Genomic DNA, 21521 nt, shown 5'->3' on the forward strand with positions numbered 1-21521 from the left:
GAGTCGTGATCATCGGGTGCTCCTGGTGAGGTCCTTGATCCAGATCATCGAGGCGCGCAGGTGGAGACCGGCGAGGTAGCTGTCGGGAGTCTTGTCGTATCGGGTGGCGATGCCTCGCCATGCTTCGAGCTTGTTGGTTGGGTAGGCCGCGCGACGAGGTGCCTGCATGTGCAGGCCCTTTTCCGCACGGCCCCCCTCCGAACCCGCCGTACGAGTTTCCCCGTAACGGGCTCTCCAGTGACCTATTTCGTGACGCTGCTGGTTGGCTTTCCTGAGTGGATGGTGGCATGGCAGTCGGTGCAGACCACCAGAGTCTTGCGCCGTTTCTTAGCCATGGCCTGGCGCCATTCAGTCGGTGGCTCTTCCTTGTCGAGATCGGCGAGTTTTCGAATGTGGTGCACTCGCACATCTTCCGATGTCCCGCATAGCTCGCACTTCCCCTTCAAGAGCCGGGTAATAAGCTCTTTTCTGGGGCGGGGATTGGCCACTTGACGGTCCGCAAGGACCGCCGCCTTCTGTCGCGTCAGCGAGATTCCGCCGAATCGTGCGACCAGTGGCTTCCTACCTTCGCCGCGGGGGACACTGGCTTCGAAGCATGTGCGGAGCCCATATGGCGTCTCGACTTTGGCCTTGTAGCGGGCCGCTATCGTGGACACCGTCGAGCGATGCTTCGCTGCCAGTGTCTTGAGCAACGAGGTTTCCATGGCCCAACGCAGCCGATGTAATCGGCACACATTGCCGGCCAGTAGGTAGTACTGGACGATGCCCCGGTACTCGGCCCCGTAGACGTTGACGATGGTGTAGTCGTCGTCGTTGAGAAGCTGGGACCGATGCGCGGGTTTTCCGCGACTGAAATACGGGGATGTGAAGAAACCGGCCATCGTGAATTCTTTCTGACAGGGTCTCGATGACAACTTGATGGTCGATCGATCCGAAGCAGTCGGAGATATCACCTTCGATGAACCAGGTCGTACCCGTCCAGGTATTGCTCACCTCTGTTAAAGCAGTATGGCATCCCCGTCCGGGCCGGAACCCGTGGGAGCGGTCGGAGAACTGCGGCTCGTAGTACGCTTCCAAAAGGAGGCGCATCACTTCACCGACTAGTTTGTCCGCCCATGTCGGCAGTCCAAGCGGTCGGAGTTTCCCATTCTTCTTGGGAATGCTGACTCGCTTGACGGGACTGAATCGGTATCGCTCGTGGCGCATCGCATCGATAATGCGGCCGATCTTGTCCAACGACATGCCGTCCACGGTTTCTTCAGTGACTCCCGGCGTCATCGCTCCTTTGTTGGAGTAGATGCGACCGTAAGCCACCAGATACAACTGCGGATTGAACATTTGCCGATACAGTTCGTCGCACGGCAGTTCTTGCCTGCCGCGCTCACGAAGGATGCCTAACACCGTGTCGGCACTCTGCATTTCGCATACCTCCCGGTCTCGTTCGCATCCAGTCACCTGTGCCCCTTCGCCCTGCGAACGGATTTCCCGCTCTCCTTGGCAGGTCGTTACTCCTGCGACTACTACGAGCACTCCGTCGCCCTAGGGTTCGCACCCAGTAGGCGATCCCACGTTCGTCCTTGTTGTACTTGGTAGCGTGACGTAGGCGCCCCACTCATCTCCTTGAATGTCCTCACTGGACATCGCCCCATGCCGCAGAGGGTGCGACGGCCCCTGATCAAAACCGTCGCAGGGCATGGCATCGGTTTCAGTAGCCTTTCCGATGGATGCGAACTTTCATCGACTGGAGATTGGGGTTCAGGCAATCCAGCTTTCGCCATATCACGCGGGCCCCTCAGTGCACCGTCCCTGGCAACTAAGCCCGGTCACTGATTGTCTGGCATGCTCTGGTCCCCATCACCTTTCGGATCCAGGTGAGCCATCAGGCCCAGGAATATCCCTCCAATTCCTCCCGGCTGAGCCGGGGATACAACAAGGCGCCTCGTGGCGCACATCAGGCGTTCGACGGTGTTCCGCTCCTTGTAGAGATCGGCGTCGTGGCTGACGGGTCGGCCACCTCTGGAGCCCTTCTTCTTCCGGTTGGCGGCCTGGTCCTTCTTCTCCGGGATGACCGCCTTGATACGGCGTTTGCGCAGGTGGGCGCGGTTTCCGCAGGACGGGTACGCCTTGTCCCCGGCGACCGCGTCCGGCCGGATGCGGGGTCGGCCGACGGGCCCGCGTACCCGTACCTTCTTCAGGACGGGGATGAACTTCGGGCTGTCCGCTGCCGGGCCTGTGGTCAGGATGAACGCCGGCGGGCGGCACTTGCGGTCGGCGGCGAGGTGGACCTTGCTGGTCTGCCCGCCTCTGGAACGTCCGAGGAGGGCGGCCTTCAGCCGGAGTTTCCGCCGACGCCGGATGCGTCGTCGTTCTTCCAGCGCGGGATCACTTTCGGCCTCTTGCCCGTTTTGCTCTTCGAGGTCGCCCCCTTTGACCTGGCCTTCTCCTCCTCGGCCGCGGCTTTCTCCAGGGCGGTGACGACGTCCTCGTCGAGGTGCATCCCGGCCGCGTCGTGGTGGGCTCGGGCGGTGGTGGAGTCGATGCCGACCAGGGACAGGTCCACCTCACCCCGCTTCGCGGCTTCCGTGATCAGGCCCTCCAGCAGGGCCTCGAAGACGCCGGCGTCACGCCACTGCCGGAAGCGGTTGTGGACGGTCGCAACGCGCGCTGGACGAGGTCCTGCGGATCAACCGCACGCACATGGACGCGGCGACGCGAGACGGCGAGTCCGCACTGTCGGGTTGGACGCTCATTCCCGCCTTGACCGCGACATCCGTGGCGGCCCTCACCGTGTGGGGAATGAGGCCGAGGCTGAGGGAGTACCAGGCGCGCACCTGAGTTCACCGTGGCGTCGGGGCGATCCTGGCCAGGGCGCTGTTGAGTTCGAGGACGTTGACCCGCTTCTCGCCGAGGAAGCCGATGACGCGACCGTCGACGTTCTGCTTGACGAGTGCTCGCACTGTGCCCGGATCCAGATTGCGCGCCTCGGCGACGCGGTCGCTTTGGACGAGGGCGTACCGCTCGGAGATGGCCGGATCAAGGCCCGAGCCGCTCGCGGTGACCGCGTCCACGGGCACCCGCGCCTCGGGCACGCCGTTGAACGCGGCGACCTGGGCCTTGCGATCCTTGATCTCCTGAATCAGGGTGGGGTTCTCGGGGCCGTAGTTCGAGGCGCCCGAGGCGAGCGGGTCGTAGTCTCCGGTGGAGGGGCGGGGCTGGAACCACTTCGGATCGGGCGCGGTGCCGACGCCGGCCGCCTGGGCCTCGGTGAGCGGTGCGCCGCCGTCGAGGAAGGTGTGGACGGTGTTCCCGGCCGGGTCCTCGTGTGCGAGGACCTCCCGACCGTCGGCCGCGAACAGCCGAGCCTTGCCCTGTGCGTCGACGAGGTCGAAGCTCTGGCCGATCAGGCTGGAGCCGACGTCCTTGCCCTGGTAGGTGCTCTTGGAGCCGTCCGCCTGGTCGGGGAACAGGACCTGCGCGATGCCGGTCATCGCGAACGGGTAGACCAGGCCGCACAACACGGTGAGTACGAGCACCGCCCGCAGCCCGGCGAGGAGCACGCGCGCGCGGGTGACGACGACCGTGGCCATGGATTCACCCGATTCCGGGGACGAGCGAGACGATCAGATCGATGAGCTTGATCCCGACGAACGGTGCGATCAGGCCGCCGAGGCCGTAGACGCCGAGATTGCGGGAGAGCATCTGGTCGGCCGACATCGGCCGGTAGCGGACGCCGCGCAGCGCGAGCGGGATGAGCGCGACGATCACCAGGGCGTTGAAGACGACTGCCGAGACGATCGCCGACTCGGGGGTGGCGAGGTGCATGACGTTGAGCTTGTCGAGCGGTTCCAACGCTTCGGCGCCCTGAATGCTCGCGAACATCGCGGGGATGATCGCGAAGTACTTCGCGACGTCGTTGGCGATGGAGAACGTGGTGAGCGCGCCGCGGGTGATGAGCAGCTGCTTGCCGATCTCGACGATCTCGATGAGCTTGGTCGGGTTGGAGTCCAGGTCGACCATGTTCCCGGCCTCCTTGGCGGCGGAGGTGCCGGTGTTCATCGCCACGCCCACGTCGGCCTGGGCCAGCGCGGGGGCGTCGTTGGTGCCGTCGCCCGTCATCGCGACCAGCTTGCCGCCCGCCTGCTCGCGCCTGATCAGCGCCATCTTGTCCTCGGGCGTTGCCTCCGCGAGGAAGTCGTCCACCCCGGCCTCGTCCGCGATCGCCCTGGCGGTCAGCGGGTTGTCGCCCGTGATCATGACCGTCTTGATGCCCATGCGCCGCAGTTCGTCGAACCGCTCCCGCATGCCCTCCTTGACCACGTCCTTGAGGTGGACCACGCCGAGGATCCGCGCCCCGCTCGCGTCCTCGACCGCAACCAGCAAAGGAGTGCCGCCCGCAGCCGAGATCCGATCGACCAGCTCCGCCGATCGGGGTGGGACCGGACCGCCGCGTTCGGCAACCCATGCGTTGATCGACGCCGCCGCGCCCTTGCGGACCCGCCGCATCGCACCGTCGTCGGTCAGGTCGATGCCGGACATGCGGGTCTGCGCGCTGAACTCCACGAATGTCGCGTGTCCCAACTCGCCCTCGTGTCGTGCCCGCAGGTCGTAGCGGGCCTTGGCCAGCACGACGATCGAGCGGCCCTCGGGGGTCTCGTCCGCGAGCGAGGACAGCTGCGCGGCATCGGCCAGCTCGGCCTCGTCCACGCCGTCGACGGGTACGAACTCCGACGCCTGCCGGTTCCCGAGGGTGATCGTGCCGGTCTTGTCGAGCAGCAGCGTGGACACGTCGCCCGCCGCCTCGACGGCCCGCCCGGACAGCGCGAGTACGTTGCGTTGCACCAGCCGGTCCATGCCCGCGATGCCGATCGCCGACAGGAGCGCGCCGATCGTCGTCGGGATCAGACACACCAGCAGCGCCACCAGGATGATCAGCGATTGCTCGGCGTGCGCGTACACCGCCATCGGCTGGAGCGTGACGACCGCGAACAGGAAGATGATCGTCAGCGACACCAACAGGATGTTCAGGGCGATCTCGTTCGGTGTCTTCTGCCGGGCCGCGCCCTCGACCAGCGCGATCATCCGGTCGATGAACGTCTTGCCGGGCTCGGTCGTGATCTTCACGACGATCCGGTCCGACAAGACCTTCGTGCCTCCGGTCACCGCGCTGCGGTCGCCGCCGGACTCGCGGATGACGGGCGCGGATTCGCCGGTGATGGCCGACTCGTCCACGCTGGCGACACCCTCGACGACGTCGCCGTCGCCGGGGATGACATCGCCGGCCTCGCACACCACCAGGTCGCCTACGCGCAACTCCGTGCCGGGTACCGACTCCTCGCGGACATCGTCGACGAGGCGGCGCGCGAGGGTGTCGGTCTTGGCCTTGCGCAACGTGTCCGCCTGGGCCTTGCCACGCCCTTCGGCGACGGCCTCGGCCAGGTTGGCGAACACGACGGTCAGCCACAGCCACACGGTGGTGACCCAGGCGAAGACGCTCGGGTCCTTGATCGCCATGATCGTCGTGAGGACCGAGCCGATCTCGACCACGAACATGACGGGCGAGCGGGCCATGAGGCGCGGGTCCAGCTTGCGCAGGGCATCCGGCACGGACTCGAGCAGGGCACGCGGTTCGAACAGTCCGCCGGCCACGCGCGACGGGGTGGCGTGAGGTTCGGGCTCCGCTTTCCGGGGGTCGCGCGGATAGTGTGTCACGGCAGGCATGGGCAACGGCCCTCCCCGGATGTGGAACGCGCGCCGTGAACCGGCCGGAGCGTCGGGTTCGGCCGCGGGAACCGGGCCCGGGTCACGCCAGACCGTCCGCGATCGGGCCCAGCGCCAGTGCGGGGAAGAAGGTCAACCCGGCGACGATGAGGATGACACCGACGAGCGTGCCCACGAACAGCGGACGATGGGTCTTCAGGGTGCCCGCCGTCTCGGGCACGGCGCCCTGCGCGGCAAGCCTTCCGGCGAGCGCCAACACCAGGGTCATGGTGACGAATCGACCGACGAGCATCGCGATGCCGATCCAGACGTTGTAGAACTCGGTGTTCGCGGAGAGTCCGGCGAACGCGCTGCCGTTGTTGTTCGCGCCCGACGTGAACGCGTACAACACCTCCGAAAACCCGTGGGGCGAGTCGGCGTTGAGGATCGACGCACGCTCGCCGGGCAGCGCGATGGCGATGCCGGTGAGCGTGAGGATCGTCGCCGGCACGACCAGGATGTACATCGCGACGAGCTTCATCTCGCCCGAGCTGATCTTCTTGCCCAGGTACTCCGGCGTGCGACCGACCATCAGACCGGCCACGAACACCGCGAGGATCGCCATGACGAGGATCCCGTACAGGCCGGATCCGACGCCGCCGGGCGTGATCTCGCCGAGCATCATGCCGAGCAGCGCGATGCCGCCGCCGAAGCCGGTGAAGGACGAATGGAACGAGTCGACGGCTCCCGTCGACGTCATCGTGGTCGACGCCGCGAACAGGGCCGATCCGGCGATGCCGAAGCGCTGCTCCTTGCCCTCCATCGCACCGCCTGCGAGTTGTGGTGCGATGCCGTGCCCGTGTGCTTCGGTCCACCACATCAGGCACACGGCGGTGAACCAGATGGCGGACATCGCGGCGAGGATCGCGTACCCCTGCCGGGCGCTGCCCACCATGCGACCGAACGTGCGCGGCAGCGAGAACGGGATGACGAGGAGCAGGAAGATCTCGAACAGATTGGTGAACGCGTTCGGATTCTCGAACGGGTGTGCCGAGTTGGCGTTGTAGAAGCCGCCGCCGTTGGTCCCCAGTTCCTTGATCGCCTCCTGCGACGCAACCGGCCCGCCGGTGATCGTCTGAGCCCCGCCCGACAGCGTCCGCACGGTGTGCGGGTCGGCCAGGTTCTGGATGGTGCCCGAGGCGACGAGCACGATCGTGCCGATGATCGCGACGGGCAGCAGGATGCGCACGACACCCCGCACCAGGTCGACCCAGAAATTGCCGATCTCCCCGGAACGCGACCGGACGAATCCGCGGACCACCGCGATCGCGACTGCCATGCCGACCGCCGCGGAGACGAAGTTCTGCACGGTCAGGCCGACCATCTGGGCCAGGTGGCCGAGGGCCGCCTCACCCGAGTACGACTGCCAGTTCGTGTTGGTCGTGAACGACGCGGCCGTGTTGAAAGCCTGGTCGGCGGGCATCGCCTCGAAGCCGAGGTTGTACGGCAGGTGCTCCTGAAGGCGCAACAGCCCGTACAGGCCGAGAACCGAGAACAGCGAGAACGCGAGGATGCTGCGCAGGTATATGCCCCAGGGCTGCTCGGAGTCGGGGTTCACGCCGATGAGCCGGTACATCCAGCGCTCGCCGCGCAGGTGTTTCGAACTGCTGTACACGTGAGCCATGTAGTCGCCGAACGGGCGGTGCACGGCAGCCAGCACGGCGACGAGCAGTGTGATCTGCAGGATTCCCGCGAGCGTGTCGCTCATCAGAACCTCTCGGGAAACAGGAGCGCCACGACGAGGTACACGAGCAGGACGATTGCGACGGACAGGCCGAGCACGCTCTCAAAGCCCACGGTGCGACCTCGATTCGGACCGGGAGTCCGCGGCGAACGGGGGATGCGAGCAGTGACGGCGCGTCACAGCTCTGCCACCCCCTTGGCGATGAGGGCCACCAGCGCGAAGAACGCGATGGACACCGATACGAACACCAGATCGGCCATCACAGGGCTCCTCGTACGGCGGAGACGGGAGTATGGGGACGCTCCGCCGTCGCCGCCGGCGCGCGCCCGTCCGGTCGGGACAGGTCGCCCTACCCGATTCGTCGCCCGGTTTTGCACCGCCAAGGCCGGCAATCACCGCTATTCACCCGCGCGCCCGGCCCCTGACACCTGATTGGCGGCACATTCGACATTTGTCGTTGTCTTGACGCGAACATCTGATTGCCACCGTGACGGGCGACATACCCTGAGGTCTGATCAGGTCACGTCGTGGTTGTTCATCTGCGCTGGTCCTGGCGCAGCCGGTGGAGAGCTTGTGGTCATCCGGAGGTGCCGTGTGATGCCCCGATACCTCGACCGGGACCGCTTGGCCCTGTTGGCTGCGGTGGTGGCTCCGCTGGCCGTCGCGGGTGTCCTGGTTCCGTTCCGAACGCACTTCGCGAACGCGAACGTCGCCTTGGTCATGGTTGTCGTCGTGGTTGCGGTGGCCGCCAACGGTCATCGAGTCGCCGGGGCGCTTGCGGCCCTGTCGGCGACGGTGTGGTTCGACTTCTTCTTCACCAAGCCGTACGAGCACTTCTCCATCACCCGTTCGGCGGACATCCAGATGGCTGTTCTGCTGCTGCTTGTCGGGCTCTCGGTCTCACAGATCGCCGCACGTGCCCGGCGGCTTCAGGTGATCGCCATCACCGACGCGGGCTACCTGGCCCAGATCCACGACACGGCCGAGCTGGCGCGATCCTCGGCCTCGCCCGATCGGGTCGTCGACCGGGTCAAAGCGCAGCTCACCGACCTGCTGGGGTTGCGTGGGTGCCGGTTCGAATTCGGATCGCTGCTGGGTCACCCGCCGCGCCTGGAACGGGACGGGACCGTGTCCGTCGGGGCACGGAGCTGGGACGTCGACCGGCGTGGCCTGCCGACGGAGGAGGTCGAGGTGCGCGTGTATCGGGGAGACCACTTCTACGGCCGGTTCATGCTCGATCCCACGCCCGGGAGCATGCCGTCCCTTCAGGCCCGGCTGGTCGCCGTGACCCTCGCCGACCAGGTCGGCTCCGCCTTCGAACAGGCCGAACGCTGAGATGGGGGCCACGCATCGCTTGGGCGGGTAGGTTCACGGCTCCGTGGCACGGGCACCGGAGCCGGGCAAGCGATACCGTCTTCCGGCATGACGAGGGCGACCGTACACGAGGGGCACGAGGAAGAAGGTTGGGGCGTTCCGGACTCCCCGGAGACGCCCGGTGGTTGCTTCGCCCACTTCAGTGATATCGAAATGCCGGGCTTCCGGACGTTGTCCCCCGGACGGACGGTCCGGCTCGATTGGGAGAATCCCGGCTTCGAGCAGGACGGTTACGCGTTCCGAGCACGTCGCGTCGTGCCGTAGGCGTGCGCGAACGCTGATCGTGGGCGCCGACAAGGCTGTGGCCTGAAGCGAGCGCGGCGCCGGTCACGTGGCGAGCTCAGACGCCGGGATCGGATCGCCGGTCGGAGGCCGGGTCGACGCCTGTCGGGTGGGCGACCGCGTCGTCGGTCGTGTCCGGTGCGGTCGGAGGCGGGCCGGCCGGTGGCGCGACGGCGGGCAGGCCGAGCGTCGCGGTGAGGCCGCCGCCCGGGGTTTCTTCGAGGACAACGGTTCCGCCCATGGCGTCGGCGAGCCCCCGCGCGAGGGTGAGGCCCAGCCCGGCTCCGATGTGGTCCACCTCGGTGGCGAGGCGCTGGGTGGGCCGGGACACCCGATCGCGGACGATGCCCGGGCCGCGGTCGACGATCCGGAGTTCGACGCGGCCGGCGTGGGCGCTCGCGGTGACCAGGACGTGGTGGTCGAGTGGGCTGCGGCGTTGGGCGTTGGAGATCAGGGTGACCAGGATCCGTTCCACGAGCGCCGGGTCGGCGAGGACGTCGGGAATCTCGTCGGGGATGCGGATATCGATGTGATGATCCGAGGGCGCGAGGCCGTCCAGCGCGTTGGAGACGATTTCATCGACGGCAAGGGGCTGTGCGTCGGTGCCGAGGGTGCCGGCTTGCAGTCGGCTCACGTCCAGGAGGTCGGCGACCAGTCGGTCGAGGCGCGCGAGGGAGTCCCCGGCGGCGGTGACGAGTTCGGCGCGTGCATCGTCGGTCGGGGCGCTGTCGGGATCGGCCAGGCTGTCCACGGCGGCGATGGCGGATGTCAGCGGAGTGCGCAGGTCGTGGCTGACGGCGGCGAACAGCGCCGTGCGCGCCCGGTCGGCCTCGGCGATGGGGCGTGACTGTTCGCTCTCCTCCTCCAGGCGCTGCTGGTGCAGTGCGAGAGCGGCCTGGGCCGCGTATGCCTCCAGGACTCTGCGGTCGGCGGCGCGCAGGGGGCGACCGCGCAGAACCAGCGCCAGCTCGTCGCCGACCGGGACGTCGACGTCCCCTTCGTCGGGACTGGCACACGGTCCGGTACCGACCGAGGCGACGATCCGCCAGCTGTGCGGGTCGCGTTGGCGGTCCGGGGTCAACGGCGCGCCGGGTCGGTGTTCGAGCAGGGTGACCGACACCAGGCCGAACGTTTCCCGGAGCCGCTCCAGCAGGGAGTCGAGGGCGCGCTCCCCACGCAGCACGCTCCCGGCCAGGGTGGACAGCCCCTCGGCCTCTGCGCGGGCGCGGGCTGCTTCGCGCGTGCGCCGGGCGGCCAGGTCGACGATCGCGCTGACCGCCACGGCTGCCAACACGAAGGCCACCAGGGCTACGACATTGTCGCTGTCGCCGATGGTGAACTCGTGGGTGGGCGGCGTGAAGTAGTAGTTGAGCAGCAGGAATCCGGCCAGGGCGGCGAAGACGGCCGGGTAGAGACCTCCGACCATGGCGACGCCGATGATCGCGACGAGGAATATCGGAATGTCGCTTGCCAGGGACAACCGGCCACGCAGGGCGGTCAGTACGAGAGTGAGCAGGGGCAGGCCCGCGGCGGCGAGGACGAAGCCGGTCAGCCGCCGACGTCGGGTCAGTCCCTCGCGTCCCGCCGCGGCGCGCCGACCGAGGCCGATGCGCTCGTGGGTGACCAGATGGACGTCGATCGGCCCCGACCGCGCGACCGTGGTCACTCCGACACCGCGAGAGAAGACCTGCCCGAGGCGCCCACGCCGGGACGCGCCGAGCACGAGCTGGGTGGCGTTCACGGCGCGGGCGAAGTCGAGCAATGCCGTGGGGACGTCGTCGCCGACGACATTGTGGTACGTGCCGCCGAGGCTTTCGACGAGCGAACGCTGACGGGCGAGGTCGGCGGGGTCGGCATCGGTGAGGCCGTCGCTGGGCGTGACGTGCACGGCGAGCAGGTCGGCGCCTCTGGCGCGCTCGGCGATGCGCGAGGCCCGGCGGATGAGGGTGTCGCCCTCGGGGCCGCCGGTGAGGGCGACGACAACGCGTTCGCGGGCCTCCCAGGTGCCGGCGATGTGGTGGTCCGCGCGGTAACTCTCCAGTTGGTCGTCGACCTTGTCGGCCAGCCACAGCAAGGCGAGTTCGCGCAACGCGGTCAGGTTGCCGACCCGGAAGTAGTGGGTGAGCGCCGCGTCGACCTTGTCCGGTGCGTAGATGTTGCCGTGCGCCATGCGTCGACGTAGGGCCTCCGGGGTGATGTCGACGAGTTCGACCTGTTCGGCCCGGCGTACGACCTCGTCGGGGACGGTCTCTCGCTGGGGCACGCCGGTGATCTGTTGGACGACGTCGTTGACCGAGTCCAAGTGTTGGATGTTGACCGTGGAGAGCACGACGATGCCGGCGTCGAGGATCCGTTCGACGTCTTCCCAACGCTTGACGGTGGGCGAGCCGGGCACGTTGGTGTGGGCCAACTCGTCGATCAGCGCCACCTGGGGGCGGCGGGCGATCACCGCGTCGGCGTCGAGTTCGGTGAAGGTCGTGCCCCGGTAGGGAACGGTCTTCCGGGGAATGACCTCCAAGCCCTCCAGGAGCGCGGCGGTGCGTGGACGACCGTAGGTCTCCACGTAGCCGACGACCACATCGGTGCCCCGCTCGGCGCGGCGCCGCCCTTCGGCCAACATGGCGTACGTCTTCCCGACCCCGGGCGCGGCGCCCAGGTAGATGCGCAACTGCCCACGATCCACCGGTGTTCTCCCTCCACCGCCGGGCCCGGCCCTGTTCGCCTCGGGAACGCGCGGTCCGGTCCGGAGCCGGATCGAACCGCGGCCCTGCCGACCCACGGGTTCCCGTGAGATCCAGTGTCCGCCCGCGACGACACCGACCAACGTGCGCGGGCCTTCGCCGACGTCGTCCTGGAGATCGCGCCCGCCCTGTCGCCGCCCCGGTCGCCGTCCGGCGCTTCGCGGGCAAGTGCTTCGCCACCCGTCCCGTCGTCGCCAAGGCCCTCCGCCGATGGGGCCACATCCTGGTGCCCCCCTGTTCTCGTCACCGTCGGCTCGCACCTCATCGCCGGGGCCCTCCTCCTGTCCAAGATCCTTCTCAGTGCAACGGCTGTACCGATGCCCCGAGGGCGCTGATCCACTCCGGCGGCGATCAACAATCCACTGCGTCCTCAATTCAGGAACACATGTTCTTTCATGCTGTGCCGACTGTTGCTCCCGACAGCGAGGTGCCGGCCCGCTTCGGCCGCGCGCTCGCCGACCCGATCCGCTGCCGTCTGCTGCTCGCGCTGCGCGAGGCGCCGGCCCACCCTTCCGACCTCGCCGACACCCTCGGCATCTCCCGCACCCGGCTGTCGAACCACCTGGCCTGCCTGCGCGACTGCGGCCTGGTCGTCGCCGTGCCCGTCGGCCGGCGCACCCGCTACGAGCCGGCCGACGAACGCCTCGGGCACGCCTTGGACGACCTACGCAACGCGGTGGTCGCTGTCGAGGCGGACAAGACCTGCCCCGACGCCAAGACGAAGGGCTGCTGCTGAGGTGACCGCGATATCCCTCGGGCCGTCCCCGGCCCGCCGCGATGCGCTCGCGAAGCGAATACGGCTGCTGGTCGCGGCGACCATCACCTACAACGTCATCGAGGCGATCGTCGCCATCACCGCCGGTACGATGGCCTCGTCCACCGCGCTGATCGGCTTTGGCCTGGACTCGGTCATCGAGGTGTCCTCCGCCGCCGCGGTCGCCTGGCAGTTCTCCGCTGCCGACCACGCCGTACGCGAAGCTCGTGAGAAGACCACCCTCCGGATCATCGCGGTGTCCTTCTTCGCCCTCGCCGCATACGTCGGCGTCGACGCCGTACGCGCACTCACCGGCTCCGTCGAGGCCAACCGCTCCATCCCCGGTATCGTCATCGCCGCCCTGTCCCTGGCCGTGATGCCGTTCCTGTCAGCGGCCCAGCGCAAGGTCGGACACGAACTCGGCTCCGCCTCCGCGGTCGCCGACTCGAAACAGACCCTGCTGTGCACCTACCTCTCCGCGGTCCTGCTGGTCGGTCTGGTTCTCAACGCCACCCTCGGCTGGTCCTGGGCCGACCCCATCGCCGCCCTCGTCATCGCCGCCATCGCCGTCAAGGAAGGCCGCGACGCCTGGCAGGGCAAGGGCTGCTGCGCGGCACCCGCAGCCACGGTCCCCGCTCCGCGGCAGGAGACGGACGCGTGCGGCTGCCGGCCCGGATGCGACTGCTGCCACTGACCACGCCGCAGCGCCCACGGGAGCGGTCTGGGCCTTTCTGCCCCTGGTGGCCTGAGAGAATCCGCCTGTTGTACAGGCGGATTTCGCGTCCTGAGCCACCGCCGACGCCTTCCATTCAAGCGGCGTCGGGATCGTCGCTGTCCTCGAACTTGAGGATGGTGAAGCCTGCCGCTTGAGCCGCCATGCGTCCGGCCGAGAACGGGACGATTCGGAAGGTGACGTTCGGCAGGACCATCTCGTCGATCAGGGGCCGCATCTGTCGCCCATGACGTCGGGTCCGCCGACATCGAAGTGCAGGGCGACCTCGGTGGCGATGGCGTGGTACGTCAGCGGTTCATCCTCGCGAACACGCTGCCGCGCGGGCGGAGGCCGCCGGCGCCGATGCGGACGATGTCGCCGAGGTGGTAAGTGAATTGACGACCAATGTGTTCGTACACGAACACCCGACGAGTGCGGTGCTCGTGGCCACGCACACGACAGGCAGCGTGTTCTGGGTGACGGTGTTGAACCGGCAGGACGAGGTGGTGTTGCCGCAGCCGGCCGAGGATCCGGAGGCCGAGGCCGGGTGGGGACTGCTCCTGACCCACGCGTTGACGATCGCGTTCCGATGCGAACGTCCGCAGTGCGGCTACCAGGCGTTCGTGGCCGCGTTCGCGGCGCTCAGGTGGTCGGCCGGTCCGCTCGACGGACGGGCTCGTCGGCTCGCCACGGCGGCGGTGTCGGCGCGCACCGTCCATGCTGATCGATGACGCGTGGTGCCGGTTCTTCCGCGACCACGACATGCGCGTCGGCGTGCTTACGCGGACGGCCCTGGCCGACTCGCCGGATCAACCGACGTGGATGTGCGGGCGCTGCGACCGGTCCGGTTCGGCCTTGCGGAGTACTTCGCGGGTGACGGGGGCGACTTCGCCCTGGCCGAAGAGGAAGAACCGCAGGAAGTTGGCGAGCGGGTTGCCCTCGGTCCATTCGAAGTAGATGTGCGGCCGCTGGCCGGAGACGTCGCGCACGTGCAGCAGCAGCGCCGCGAGCGCGTTGGGGACCGAGGAGCTTTCCAGCGTGAGGACGCGGTAGCGCCCGTGCAGGACTTCGCCCTTGATCCGCAGCCCGGACTCGAATTCCGACGGGTCGCCGACGGTGACCTCGACGAAGACGACGTCGTCGCTCTCGGGGATGTGGTTGTCGGTTCGGATCTGTTCGGTCTTGTCGCGGTATTCGGCTTCGTCGCGGCGGTCGGGCTCGTTCGCGATGAAGCGGATGGTGCGGTGGGCGGTGTCGCGGACGAAGCGCCGGGCCATGTCGTCCAGCTCTATGTCCGTGACGCGCAGTTCGAACGCGCGGACCAGGCGGGACAGCAGCGACAGCGCCATGATGCCGGCGATGAAGCAGGTGCCGATCTTCACACCGTCGGGCCGCTCGACGACGTTGACGGCCGTTGTGTACAGGAAGGCCGCGGAGATCACCGCGAACGCGATGGTCCACCCGCGTTCGCGGGCGCGGCGATGGTGACCGCGATCGCGGCCGAGGTGATCAGCACGAGGACACCGGTGGCGTACGCGCCGCCCTGGGCGTCGACATCGGCGTCGAAGATCCACGTGACCAGGAACGCCAGTGCGTTGATCACTTGAGGGTGCGTTCGTTTACCGACAGCCGCAAGCCGGCCGGCAAGCCACCTTGGGATGTCGAGGTCGGGGCATTGCGGTGATGACGTACGAGCCCCCGCCGACTATGGAGCCAGGCCGATGGGGTAGCCGCAGCCGCGGAGCCTGGTCTCGCAAGATCGGTCCCGGGTCCGTCCGCGCCAACCGGAGGCGCTGGCACCCTCCACTACTCGGTGATACCGTGTAGTGGTACTCGGTACTACGTAGTACCGCTGGGGCCGAGGAGGACTCGCGATGGACGACCTGACGGAGATGCTGAAGGGCACGCTCGAAGGGTGCGTGCTCGAAATCATCGGCAACGAGGAAACCTACGGGTACGCCATCACCCGTCAGCTGAACGAGCTCGGCTTCACCGACGTCGTCGAGGGGACGGTGTACACCATCTTGCTGCGACTGGAGAGGAACGGACTCGTCCAGGTGACGAAACGACCATCCGGGGTTGGTCCACCGCGCAAGTTCTACGCGCTCAACGACGCCGGACGCGAAGAACTCGCGAAGTTCTGGACCAAATGGCAGTACGTCTCATCACGCATCGACAGGCTCAAGGAGGGCGGGAGATGAACTTCTGGGAGACCATCACAGGCAGCGATCTCACCAGGGATTGGAAGGCTTTCGAGGGACGGGCCGAGGCCCTGCCGGACGACTACCGGGCGGCGTGGGATCAGATCAAAGTCCACCTCCTTCCGCATGGGGACTTCACCGGCCGCAACCTGATGCCGATCCTCGACGCCGCCCTGGGGCTGCTCGAAGAAACGGCGGCGGACGGGCAGAGCGTCCACGAGGTGCTCGGCGACGACATCCAAGGCTTTTGCACCGCGCTGGCCGGTGGAGAAGGGGCTCGAACCTATCGCGACCGGTGGCGCGAGCAGTTGAACAGGAACGTCGCGAGGAAACTGAGCCGGCTGGGAGGCTGACGTGAGCATCCAAGACATCATCGAGGGCAAGAAGCAGTGGCGGGCGCACATGGCTCGGGTCAAGGCGCTTCCGCCGGACTACCAGATCGTCTACAAGGAGATGCAGAAGTACTTCTTCAAGGTCGGACCGATCGACCTGCCTGACGGGCCTCTGCTCCCCGGGATCGTCGACTTCTTCGAGGAGGGCGTGGCCGCGGGCAAGGGGGTCTTGGAACTCATCGGCAAGGACGTCGCCGCGTTCTGCGACGACCTGGTCAAGGACTCACGCACCTATGCGGACGCCTATCAGGAGTCCATCAGCGGGGAACCCGGTACGGCCGAGAAGTAACACCCGTCGCTTCATGGCGGTGGGCATTGCCGCACGGGCGGTTCGTCCGCCTCGCCGCAGCGCGAACAGGCGCGGGCCGACAGCCACCAGAAGCCGCCGCAGAACCTGTCCACCGAGGTGGTCGAGCAGGCCGGCGGGACCTGGCTCAACCCTGCCGGCGCCCCCGGCGAGCAGGGCTCCGGCGGCGGGCCGCTCGACACCATTCCTCCAGGACGACGCGACTGACGCGTAGTCACGGACAGTACCCAATCCGAGTTCCGAAACAGCTTCCACTCCCCGTGTGCCTTCAGCCTTCGAAAGGAAGTCACCGTGCCTTCATCTGTCATGCCCACATCCAGGCAGGATGACGGTCACCCGTCGCAGACCGCCGTCTCCGCCGTCGGGCTACGCAAGTCGTACGGCGACAAGACCGTCCTCGACGGCATCGATCTGCGCATCCCGGCCGGGTCCGTGTTCGCGCTGCTCGGCCCGAACGGCGCCGGCAAGACCACCGCCGTCAAGATCCTGTCCACGCTCCTCACCGCCGACGCCGGTGACCTGCACGTCGGCGGGCACAATCTGGCCGCCGACCCGCAGGCAGTCCGCGCCGCGATCGGTGTCACCGGGCAGTTTTCCGCCGTCGACGGCCTGATCACCGGCGAGGAGAACATGCTCCTCATGGCGGATCTGCACCACCTGTCCAAGCGCGAGGGACGGCGGGTCGCCGCCGAACTGCTGGAGCGCTTCGACCTGGCGGAGGCGGCGAAGAAGCCCGCCTCCACCTACTCGGGCGGCATGAAGCGCCGCCTCGACCTCGCGATGACGCTGGTCGGCGACCCGCGGATCATCTTCCTCGACGAGCCGACGACAGGGCTCGACCCGCGCTCCCGCCACAACATGTGGGGCATCATCCGCGGCCTCGTCTCCGACGGCGTGACCGTCTTCCTCACCACCCAATACCTGGATGAGGCCGACGAACTCGCCGACCGCATCGCTGTGTTGAACGACGGCAAGATCGCCGCCGAGGGGAGCGCCGAGGAGCTCAAGCGGCTCATCCCGGGCGGGCACATCCGGCTCCGCTTCACCGACCCGGTCGCGTACCAGTCCGCCGCTGACGCCCTGCGCGAGGTCACCCGCGACGACGAGGCACTGTCGCTGTCCATCCCCTGCGACGGCAGTCAGCGCGAACTGCGTTCCATCCTCGACCAGCTGGACTCGGCCGGCATCGAGGCGGACGAACTGACCGTCCACACCCCCGACCTCGACGACGTGTTCTTCGCCCTGACCGTCCCAGCCAACGTCCCCAACCAGCCCAAGGAGAGCGTCCGATGAGCTCCCTCTCTCTCGCTGTACGCGACTCGAACACGATGCTGCGCCGCAACCTCCTGCACGCATGGCGCTACCCGTCCGGGACCCTGAACCTGCTGCTCACGCCGATCATGATGCTGCTGCTCTTCGTCTACATCTTCGGCGACGTGATGAGCGCCGGCATCGGTGGCGGCGGCGCGGACCGCTCCGACTACATCGCCTATATCGTCCCCGGTCTGCTGCTGATGACCGTCGGCAGCACCGTGATCGGGGCCGCGGTGTCCGTCTGCGTGGACATGACCCAGGGCCTCACCGCCCGCTTCCGCACGATGGCGATCTACCGGGGCTCTCTGCTCGTCGGGCATGTCGTCGGCGGCGTGCTGCAGTGCGTGATGAGCGTGGTCCTCGTCGGCGCCGTCGGGGTGGCGATGGGCTTCCGGTCCACGGACGCCACGGCACTGGAGTGGATCGCGGCGTTCGGGCTGATCACGCTGTTCGCCCTGGCACTCACCTGGATCGCGGTCGGCATGGGCGCGGCCAGCCCGAATCCCGAGGCGGCCGGCAACATGGCCATGCCGCTGATCCTCCTGCCGCTCATCTCCAGCGCCTTCATCCCGGCCGGTACGATGCCGGGCTGGTTCCAGCCGATCGCCGAGTACCAGCCCTTCACCCCCGCCATCGAAACCCTCCGTGGCCTCCTCCTCGGCACCGAAATCGGCAACAACGGCTGGATCGCGGTCGTCTGGTGCGTCGGCCTGATCGCGCTCGGCTACCGCTGGTCGACGGCGCAGTTCAACCGCGACCCGAAGTAATCGAGACGACCGCATTGGCCGCCTCCCGCACCTCATCTCGCCCCGTCCGCGTGCAGATCCGCACCCGTACGCCCGGCCGGTGGCGGGGCCGATCGCCATGGCTCTCGGTGGGCCGGCTCTGAGCCGATCTCGGCACACCGCACTGATCCACATCGGCTGTGACGTGGGGCGGGATCTGGGTCTGGACGGGGTGGTGGAACGATCGAGATTCCGGCAGGTCACGCGGGCTACTGCGGCGCGGTTCAACGAGGTCGGCGGCGGTCCGCTTGATGGCAAACGGCTGCATCATGCCTGATCCGGTGACTCCTCTCGCACAGAGGCGAGTTCTCGCACTCGATGCAATTCACGTCCTTCGGCACCGAATACCGCCTGGATGTCTGCAGCGTCGTAGCCGGCCGGGTAACTGGCTTGGGGCCGGGGCGGTTGTAGTGATCCAGCAGGGCGTCGAAGATCTCCTCGATGCGCACGGTCAGGTAGCGGCTGGTGGTCTGAATGTTGGCGTGCCGCATCACGGCCTGGGGCCGGTGCGCGCGTTGACCGAGCCCGGAGCCGCGGCCCCGTTGGAACGGCGGCGTTGCGGGTTCGGGGCCGTGCGCAGCCAGCCGGTCATCATCGCCCGACCCAACGAGCAGGACCGACCCCTCGGCCGGCGCGGTGACCCGGCGACGCACGGCCAGGGCTTTGTCGGTGATACGCCCTTCGAGTGTCGACTCGGATCCCTGCGGCGCACGGGCCCGAACTGGACGAGCAGGATGGGCGGGCTGCGGCTTCCCTACAACGGGAGCGAGCACGCGTTCGTCGCGGACGCGGCTCCCGTACGCGACCCACGGGCTCAGGGACGGACAGCCCCCGCTCCTCGGTGCCAAGCCGTGACTGCGGTGGGCTCACGCAACGACTGCTGCGGACCCGGGCGCCTCGGCACAACGTTTGAACCCGCAGGCGCACTGCGGATGTGGGCGACCTCGGACTGTGACTACCACGGTGGAGTAAGACATGCCGCAGGAGTACCTCTGCGTGAAGCCCCGGCGCCGGCCCGCCGGACGGGCCGGCGACACTGCCGCACGTGCCCGAGCCGGGGTACCCGCCGACCGCCACGACGGCTTGGACCTGGGCAGCGGCCACCGGCTGGGACGCGCGGGCGGGCGCGGAATTCGTTCGTGTCGGCGAGTCCTCCTCGGGAAGCCGCGGAAGCCGCGGCCCGACGGGTCAGGGAAGCGTCAAGGTCGCCCCCGTGCCGATCAAGGGGACGGTAACGGCGGGGTTGGTGGGCTTTGCGGAGCTTAGCTTCGGAGGTGTGGCCCGTGGAGTAGGGCGGGTCGAGAACTTCGGAGGTTGCTGTGCTCGATGTGCTGACAAGCGACGAGGAACCCGCTTCTGTGACCACCGCCCGGTGCGCCTTGGCCGTACCGGTGCGGGTCGGGGATGTGGCTCGGGTGGTGCGGCTGTGCCGGGATCCGTTGGGGGAGCGGGTGATGGTGGCCTTCACCTCGCCGGCCCGGTTGCGCGCGGTGTTGGGCGCCGAGCAGGAGTGGATTCGGCTCGGGGCCGGTGCCGTACGGTCGCTCGCCGACGAAGTCGGAGTGCGGGTGGTACTGGTCGATCCGGGCCTCGCCGCGCCCGCGTCGACGCCCGTGGACGCGGCGGATCTGCGGATTCCCGTGTTGTCGACGCTCGGCTGACATGTCGTCATCGGTAGGTACTTGTGGTCAGGGAGATGTCATGTCGGTCGTCATATCCGAGCCCGCCGCCGAGTTGTCCGTGTGGCCGCGTTCGACGCGAGTGATCCAAGAGGACCTCACGGTGGGCGGAGTGCCGTTGGGCGAGCTCGCGGAGCGGTTCGGGACGCCGCTGTACGTGCTCGACGAGGGCACGGTACGGGAAACGTGTCGGGCGTATCGGACCGCGCTGCCGGAGGCGGAGATCGCCTACGCGGCCAAGGCGTTTCTGTGCCGGGGGCTGGTGGGCTGGCTGCGCGAGGAGGGCTTCGGTCTGGACGTGTGCTCGGTCGGGGAGTTGGAGCTCGCCGCCGTCGCCGGGATGCCCGCCGAGCGGATCATCCTGCACGGCAACGCCAAGTCGCCGGACGAGCTGCGCTCGGCGCTGCGTCTGGGCGTGGGCCGGATCGTGCTCGACAACGCGGCCGAGCCGGCCCGCCTCGCCGCCCTCGTCGGGCCGGACCGACGGCAGCGGGTGATGGTCCGGGTCGTGCCGGGGATCGAGGCGGGCGCACACCACTCGATCCGTACCGGGGGCGAGGACCAGAAGTTCGGCGTGTCGATCGCGCGTGGGGACGCCGAGGACGCGGTGGTCCGGGTGCTCGGCCAAAAACGTCTCGAACTCACCGGCCTGCACTGCCATTTGGGCTCGCAGATCAACTCGGTACGCCCCTACCTCGCAGCCGTCGCCACGCTCGCGACCTTCCTGGCCGGACTGCGCGACCGGTACGGCGTCGTGCTACCCGAACTCAACCTCGGCGGCGGCCACGGCATCGCCTACCGCAGCGGCGAACACGCCCTGGACATCGCGTCGTTCGCCGACGACGTACGGCGGCAACTCGCGCGCCGGTGCGCGCTCTACGACCTGCCCGTACCGCACCTGATCATCGAGCCGGGCCGCGCCATCACCGGACCCTCGGGCGTCGCCGTGTACCGCGTGCTCGTGGTCAAGCGCACCGCGCACCGGGTGTTCGTCGCCGTGGACGGCGGCATGGCCGATAACCCGCGCCCCGCCCTGTACGGCGCGCGGACCACGGTTCGGCTCGTGGGCCGCACCGGCGGTGGGCGTTCGCGCCGGGTCACCGTGGTGGGACGCTACTGCGAGTCGGGCGACGTGCTGGCGGCGGACGTCGAACTGCCCGAGGACATCCACCCGGGCGACCTGCTCGCGGTGCCGGCGGCCGGCGCGTACCAGCAGTCGATGGCGTCCACCTACAACCTGGTCGGCCGACCGCCGGTGGTGGCCGTCCGGGACGGGCGGGCACGGGTGTTGCTGCGCCGGGAGAGCACGGCCGACCTGCTCGCGCGCGACGTGTACGAGCCGCGCGAGCAGGGCTGAGGACTTCCGTCGCTGGTCCGCCGAGGCCGGGGTTGCGCGGATCACGCTGCACGACCTGCGGCACTTGGCCGCGACGCTGACGATCACGGCGGGCGTGCCGTTGACGGTGGTGTCCAAGACGTGCGGCACTCGACGTTGTCGACGACGGCGAACATCTACGCTCATCTGACTCGGCAGGCCGC

The 21521-nt window shown here is 68.2% G+C and carries 18 protein-coding genes and 5 pseudogenes; 12 read left to right on the forward strand and 11 right to left on the reverse strand.

Going from position 1 to position 21521, the window contains the following annotated elements; all coding sequences use genetic code 11:
* Positions 1 to 9 precede the first annotated feature (9 nt).
* From OG928_RS29985 to kdpF, 7 genes and pseudogenes are all read right to left on the reverse strand, one after another.
* Positions 10 to 135 (reverse strand): annotated as a pseudogene (locus tag OG928_RS29985) (IS5/IS1182 family transposase); the annotation flags it as partial.
* A 107-nt stretch (positions 136 to 242) separates the two neighbouring features.
* Positions 243 to 1419 (reverse strand): annotated as a pseudogene (locus tag OG928_RS29990) (reverse transcriptase/maturase family protein).
* Positions 1420 to 1949: 530 nt separating this feature from the next.
* A pseudogene (locus OG928_RS29995) lies at positions 1950 to 2656 on the reverse strand (transposase); the annotation flags it as partial.
* Between the two features lie 181 nt (positions 2657 to 2837).
* Complete coding sequence (locus OG928_RS30000) at positions 2838 to 3587, reverse strand: potassium-transporting ATPase subunit C (RefSeq protein ID WP_406289499.1); 750 nt, start codon at positions 3585 to 3587, stop codon at positions 2838 to 2840.
* Between the two features lie 4 nt (positions 3588 to 3591).
* Complete coding sequence (kdpB, locus tag OG928_RS30005) at positions 3592 to 5718, reverse strand: potassium-transporting ATPase subunit KdpB (RefSeq protein ID WP_406289502.1); 2127 nt, start codon at positions 5716 to 5718, stop codon at positions 3592 to 3594.
* 82 nt (positions 5719 to 5800) lie between these two features.
* Entirely contained in the window at positions 5801 to 7465 is a 1665-nt protein-coding gene (gene kdpA / locus OG928_RS30010) for a potassium-transporting ATPase subunit KdpA (RefSeq protein WP_406289504.1), read from the reverse strand.
* Complete coding sequence (gene kdpF / locus OG928_RS30015) at positions 7465 to 7554, reverse strand: K(+)-transporting ATPase subunit F (protein ID WP_406289506.1); 90 nt, start codon at positions 7552 to 7554, stop codon at positions 7465 to 7467. Before kdpF ends, kdpA begins: the two co-directional genes overlap by 1 nt.
* Before the next feature lie 484 nt (positions 7555 to 8038).
* On the opposite strand from kdpF, the gene OG928_RS30020 reads away from it, so the two are divergent.
* Both OG928_RS30020 and OG928_RS30025 read left to right on the forward strand, forming a co-directional pair.
* Positions 8039 to 8776, forward strand: a complete 738-nt coding sequence (locus OG928_RS30020) for a DUF4118 domain-containing protein (protein ID WP_406289509.1) — start codon at positions 8039 to 8041, stop codon at positions 8774 to 8776.
* Positions 8777 to 8863: 87 nt separating this feature from the next.
* Positions 8864 to 9079, forward strand: a complete 216-nt coding sequence (locus OG928_RS30025) for a cold shock domain-containing protein (protein WP_406289511.1) — start codon at positions 8864 to 8866, stop codon at positions 9077 to 9079.
* A gap of 76 nt (positions 9080 to 9155) precedes the next feature.
* On the opposite strand, the gene OG928_RS30030 is transcribed toward OG928_RS30025, so the two are convergent.
* The gene (locus OG928_RS30030; RefSeq protein ID WP_406289513.1) at positions 9156 to 11780 is read right to left on the reverse strand and encodes a DUF4118 domain-containing protein; all 2625 of its coding nucleotides are present in this window, start codon (positions 11778 to 11780) and stop codon (positions 9156 to 9158) included.
* Between the two features lie 458 nt (positions 11781 to 12238).
* Here OG928_RS30030 and OG928_RS30035 point away from each other — a divergent pair, with 458 nt between their 5' ends.
* Positions 12239 to 12574, forward strand: coding sequence for an ArsR/SmtB family transcription factor (locus OG928_RS30035; protein ID WP_406291295.1), 336 nt, complete (start codon positions 12239 to 12241; stop codon positions 12572 to 12574).
* Between the two features lies 1 nt (position 12575).
* Positions 12576 to 13286, forward strand: coding sequence for a cation transporter (locus OG928_RS30040; protein ID WP_406289514.1), 711 nt, complete (start codon positions 12576 to 12578; stop codon positions 13284 to 13286).
* Positions 13287 to 13401: 115 nt separating this feature from the next.
* Here the strand turns inward: OG928_RS30040 and OG928_RS30045 are convergent.
* Positions 13402 to 13554, reverse strand: a pseudogene (locus tag OG928_RS30045) (Scr1 family TA system antitoxin-like transcriptional regulator); the annotation flags it as partial.
* A gap of 145 nt (positions 13555 to 13699) precedes the next feature.
* Between OG928_RS30045 and OG928_RS30050 the strand changes: the two are divergent.
* Positions 13700 to 14035 (forward strand): hypothetical protein, encoded by a 336-nt coding sequence (locus OG928_RS30050; protein ID WP_406289516.1) that lies wholly within the window; start codon positions 13700 to 13702, stop codon positions 14033 to 14035.
* Between the two features lie 78 nt (positions 14036 to 14113).
* Here the strand turns inward: OG928_RS30050 and OG928_RS30055 are convergent.
* Positions 14114 to 14964, reverse strand: a pseudogene (locus OG928_RS30055) (amino acid transporter); the annotation flags it as partial.
* A gap of 214 nt (positions 14965 to 15178) precedes the next feature.
* Between OG928_RS30055 and OG928_RS30060 the strand changes: the two are divergent.
* The 5 genes from OG928_RS30060 to OG928_RS30080 all read left to right on the forward strand — a co-directional run bounded on the left by OG928_RS30060 (position 15179) and on the right by OG928_RS30080 (position 18285).
* Entirely contained in the window at positions 15179 to 15505 is a 327-nt protein-coding gene (locus tag OG928_RS30060) for a PadR family transcriptional regulator (protein ID WP_406289519.1), read from the forward strand.
* Positions 15502 to 15858: a DUF1048 domain-containing protein gene (locus OG928_RS30065; protein ID WP_406289521.1), complete on the forward strand. Its 357-nt coding sequence runs from the start codon at positions 15502 to 15504 to the stop codon at positions 15856 to 15858. The genes OG928_RS30060 and OG928_RS30065 overlap by 4 nt, the downstream gene beginning before the upstream one ends.
* A 1-nt stretch (position 15859) precedes the next feature.
* Entirely contained in the window at positions 15860 to 16186 is a 327-nt protein-coding gene (locus OG928_RS30070) for a DUF1048 domain-containing protein (protein ID WP_406289524.1), read from the forward strand.
* A 324-nt stretch (positions 16187 to 16510) separates the two neighbouring features.
* The gene (locus OG928_RS30075) at positions 16511 to 17497 is read left to right on the forward strand and encodes an ATP-binding cassette domain-containing protein (RefSeq protein ID WP_406289527.1); all 987 of its coding nucleotides are present in this window, start codon (positions 16511 to 16513) and stop codon (positions 17495 to 17497) included.
* Positions 17494 to 18285, forward strand: coding sequence for an ABC transporter permease (locus OG928_RS30080; RefSeq protein ID WP_397674315.1), 792 nt, complete (start codon positions 17494 to 17496; stop codon positions 18283 to 18285). The genes OG928_RS30075 and OG928_RS30080 overlap by 4 nt, the downstream gene beginning before the upstream one ends.
* A gap of 242 nt (positions 18286 to 18527) precedes the next feature.
* Here OG928_RS30080 and OG928_RS30085 read toward each other — a convergent pair whose 3' ends face one another.
* Positions 18528 to 18956 (reverse strand): hypothetical protein, encoded by a 429-nt coding sequence (locus tag OG928_RS30085; RefSeq protein ID WP_406289529.1) that lies wholly within the window; start codon positions 18954 to 18956, stop codon positions 18528 to 18530.
* A 705-nt stretch (positions 18957 to 19661) separates the two neighbouring features.
* Between OG928_RS30085 and OG928_RS30090 the strand changes: the two genes are divergently transcribed.
* Both OG928_RS30090 and lysA read left to right on the forward strand, forming a co-directional pair.
* Positions 19662 to 19964 carry an SAV_915 family protein gene (locus OG928_RS30090; protein ID WP_406289532.1) on the forward strand — a complete coding sequence of 101 codons (303 nt, stop codon included), beginning with the start codon at positions 19662 to 19664 and terminating at the stop codon, positions 19962 to 19964.
* Between the two features lie 40 nt (positions 19965 to 20004).
* Positions 20005 to 21339: a diaminopimelate decarboxylase gene (gene lysA, locus OG928_RS30095; RefSeq protein WP_406289534.1), complete on the forward strand. Its 1335-nt coding sequence runs from the start codon at positions 20005 to 20007 to the stop codon at positions 21337 to 21339.
* Positions 21340 to 21521: the final 182 nt, after the last annotated feature.

Origin of the sequence: Embleya sp. NBC_00896, from assembly GCF_045207785.1 — a bacterium.
Taxonomy (GTDB): Bacteria; Actinomycetota; Actinomycetes; order Streptomycetales; family Streptomycetaceae; genus Embleya.

Excerpts from the sequence above, each read along its gene's own strand:
- OG928_RS30060 (WP_406289519.1), top strand. The coding sequence starts at position 15,179 with ATGGACGACCTGACGGAGATGCTGAAGGGCACGCTCGAAGGGTGCGTG.
- OG928_RS30025 (WP_406289511.1), top strand. The coding sequence starts at position 8,864 with ATGACGAGGGCGACCGTACACGAGGGGCACGAGGAAGAAGGTTGGGGC.
- OG928_RS30000 (WP_406289499.1), bottom strand. The coding sequence starts at position 3,587 with ATGGCCACGGTCGTCGTCACCCGCGCGCGCGTGCTCCTCGCCGGGCTG.
- lysA (WP_406289534.1), top strand. The coding sequence starts at position 20,005 with ATGTCGGTCGTCATATCCGAGCCCGCCGCCGAGTTGTCCGTGTGGCCG.
- OG928_RS30065 (WP_406289521.1), top strand. The coding sequence starts at position 15,502 with ATGAACTTCTGGGAGACCATCACAGGCAGCGATCTCACCAGGGATTGG.
- kdpB (WP_406289502.1), bottom strand. The coding sequence starts at position 5,718 with ATGCCTGCCGTGACACACTATCCGCGCGACCCCCGGAAAGCGGAGCCC.
- OG928_RS30020 (WP_406289509.1), top strand. The coding sequence starts at position 8,039 with ATGCCCCGATACCTCGACCGGGACCGCTTGGCCCTGTTGGCTGCGGTG.
- OG928_RS30075 (WP_406289527.1), top strand. The coding sequence starts at position 16,511 with ATGCCCACATCCAGGCAGGATGACGGTCACCCGTCGCAGACCGCCGTC.
- OG928_RS30080 (WP_397674315.1), top strand. The coding sequence starts at position 17,494 with ATGAGCTCCCTCTCTCTCGCTGTACGCGACTCGAACACGATGCTGCGC.
- kdpA (WP_406289504.1), bottom strand. The coding sequence starts at position 7,465 with ATGAGCGACACGCTCGCGGGAATCCTGCAGATCACACTGCTCGTCGCC.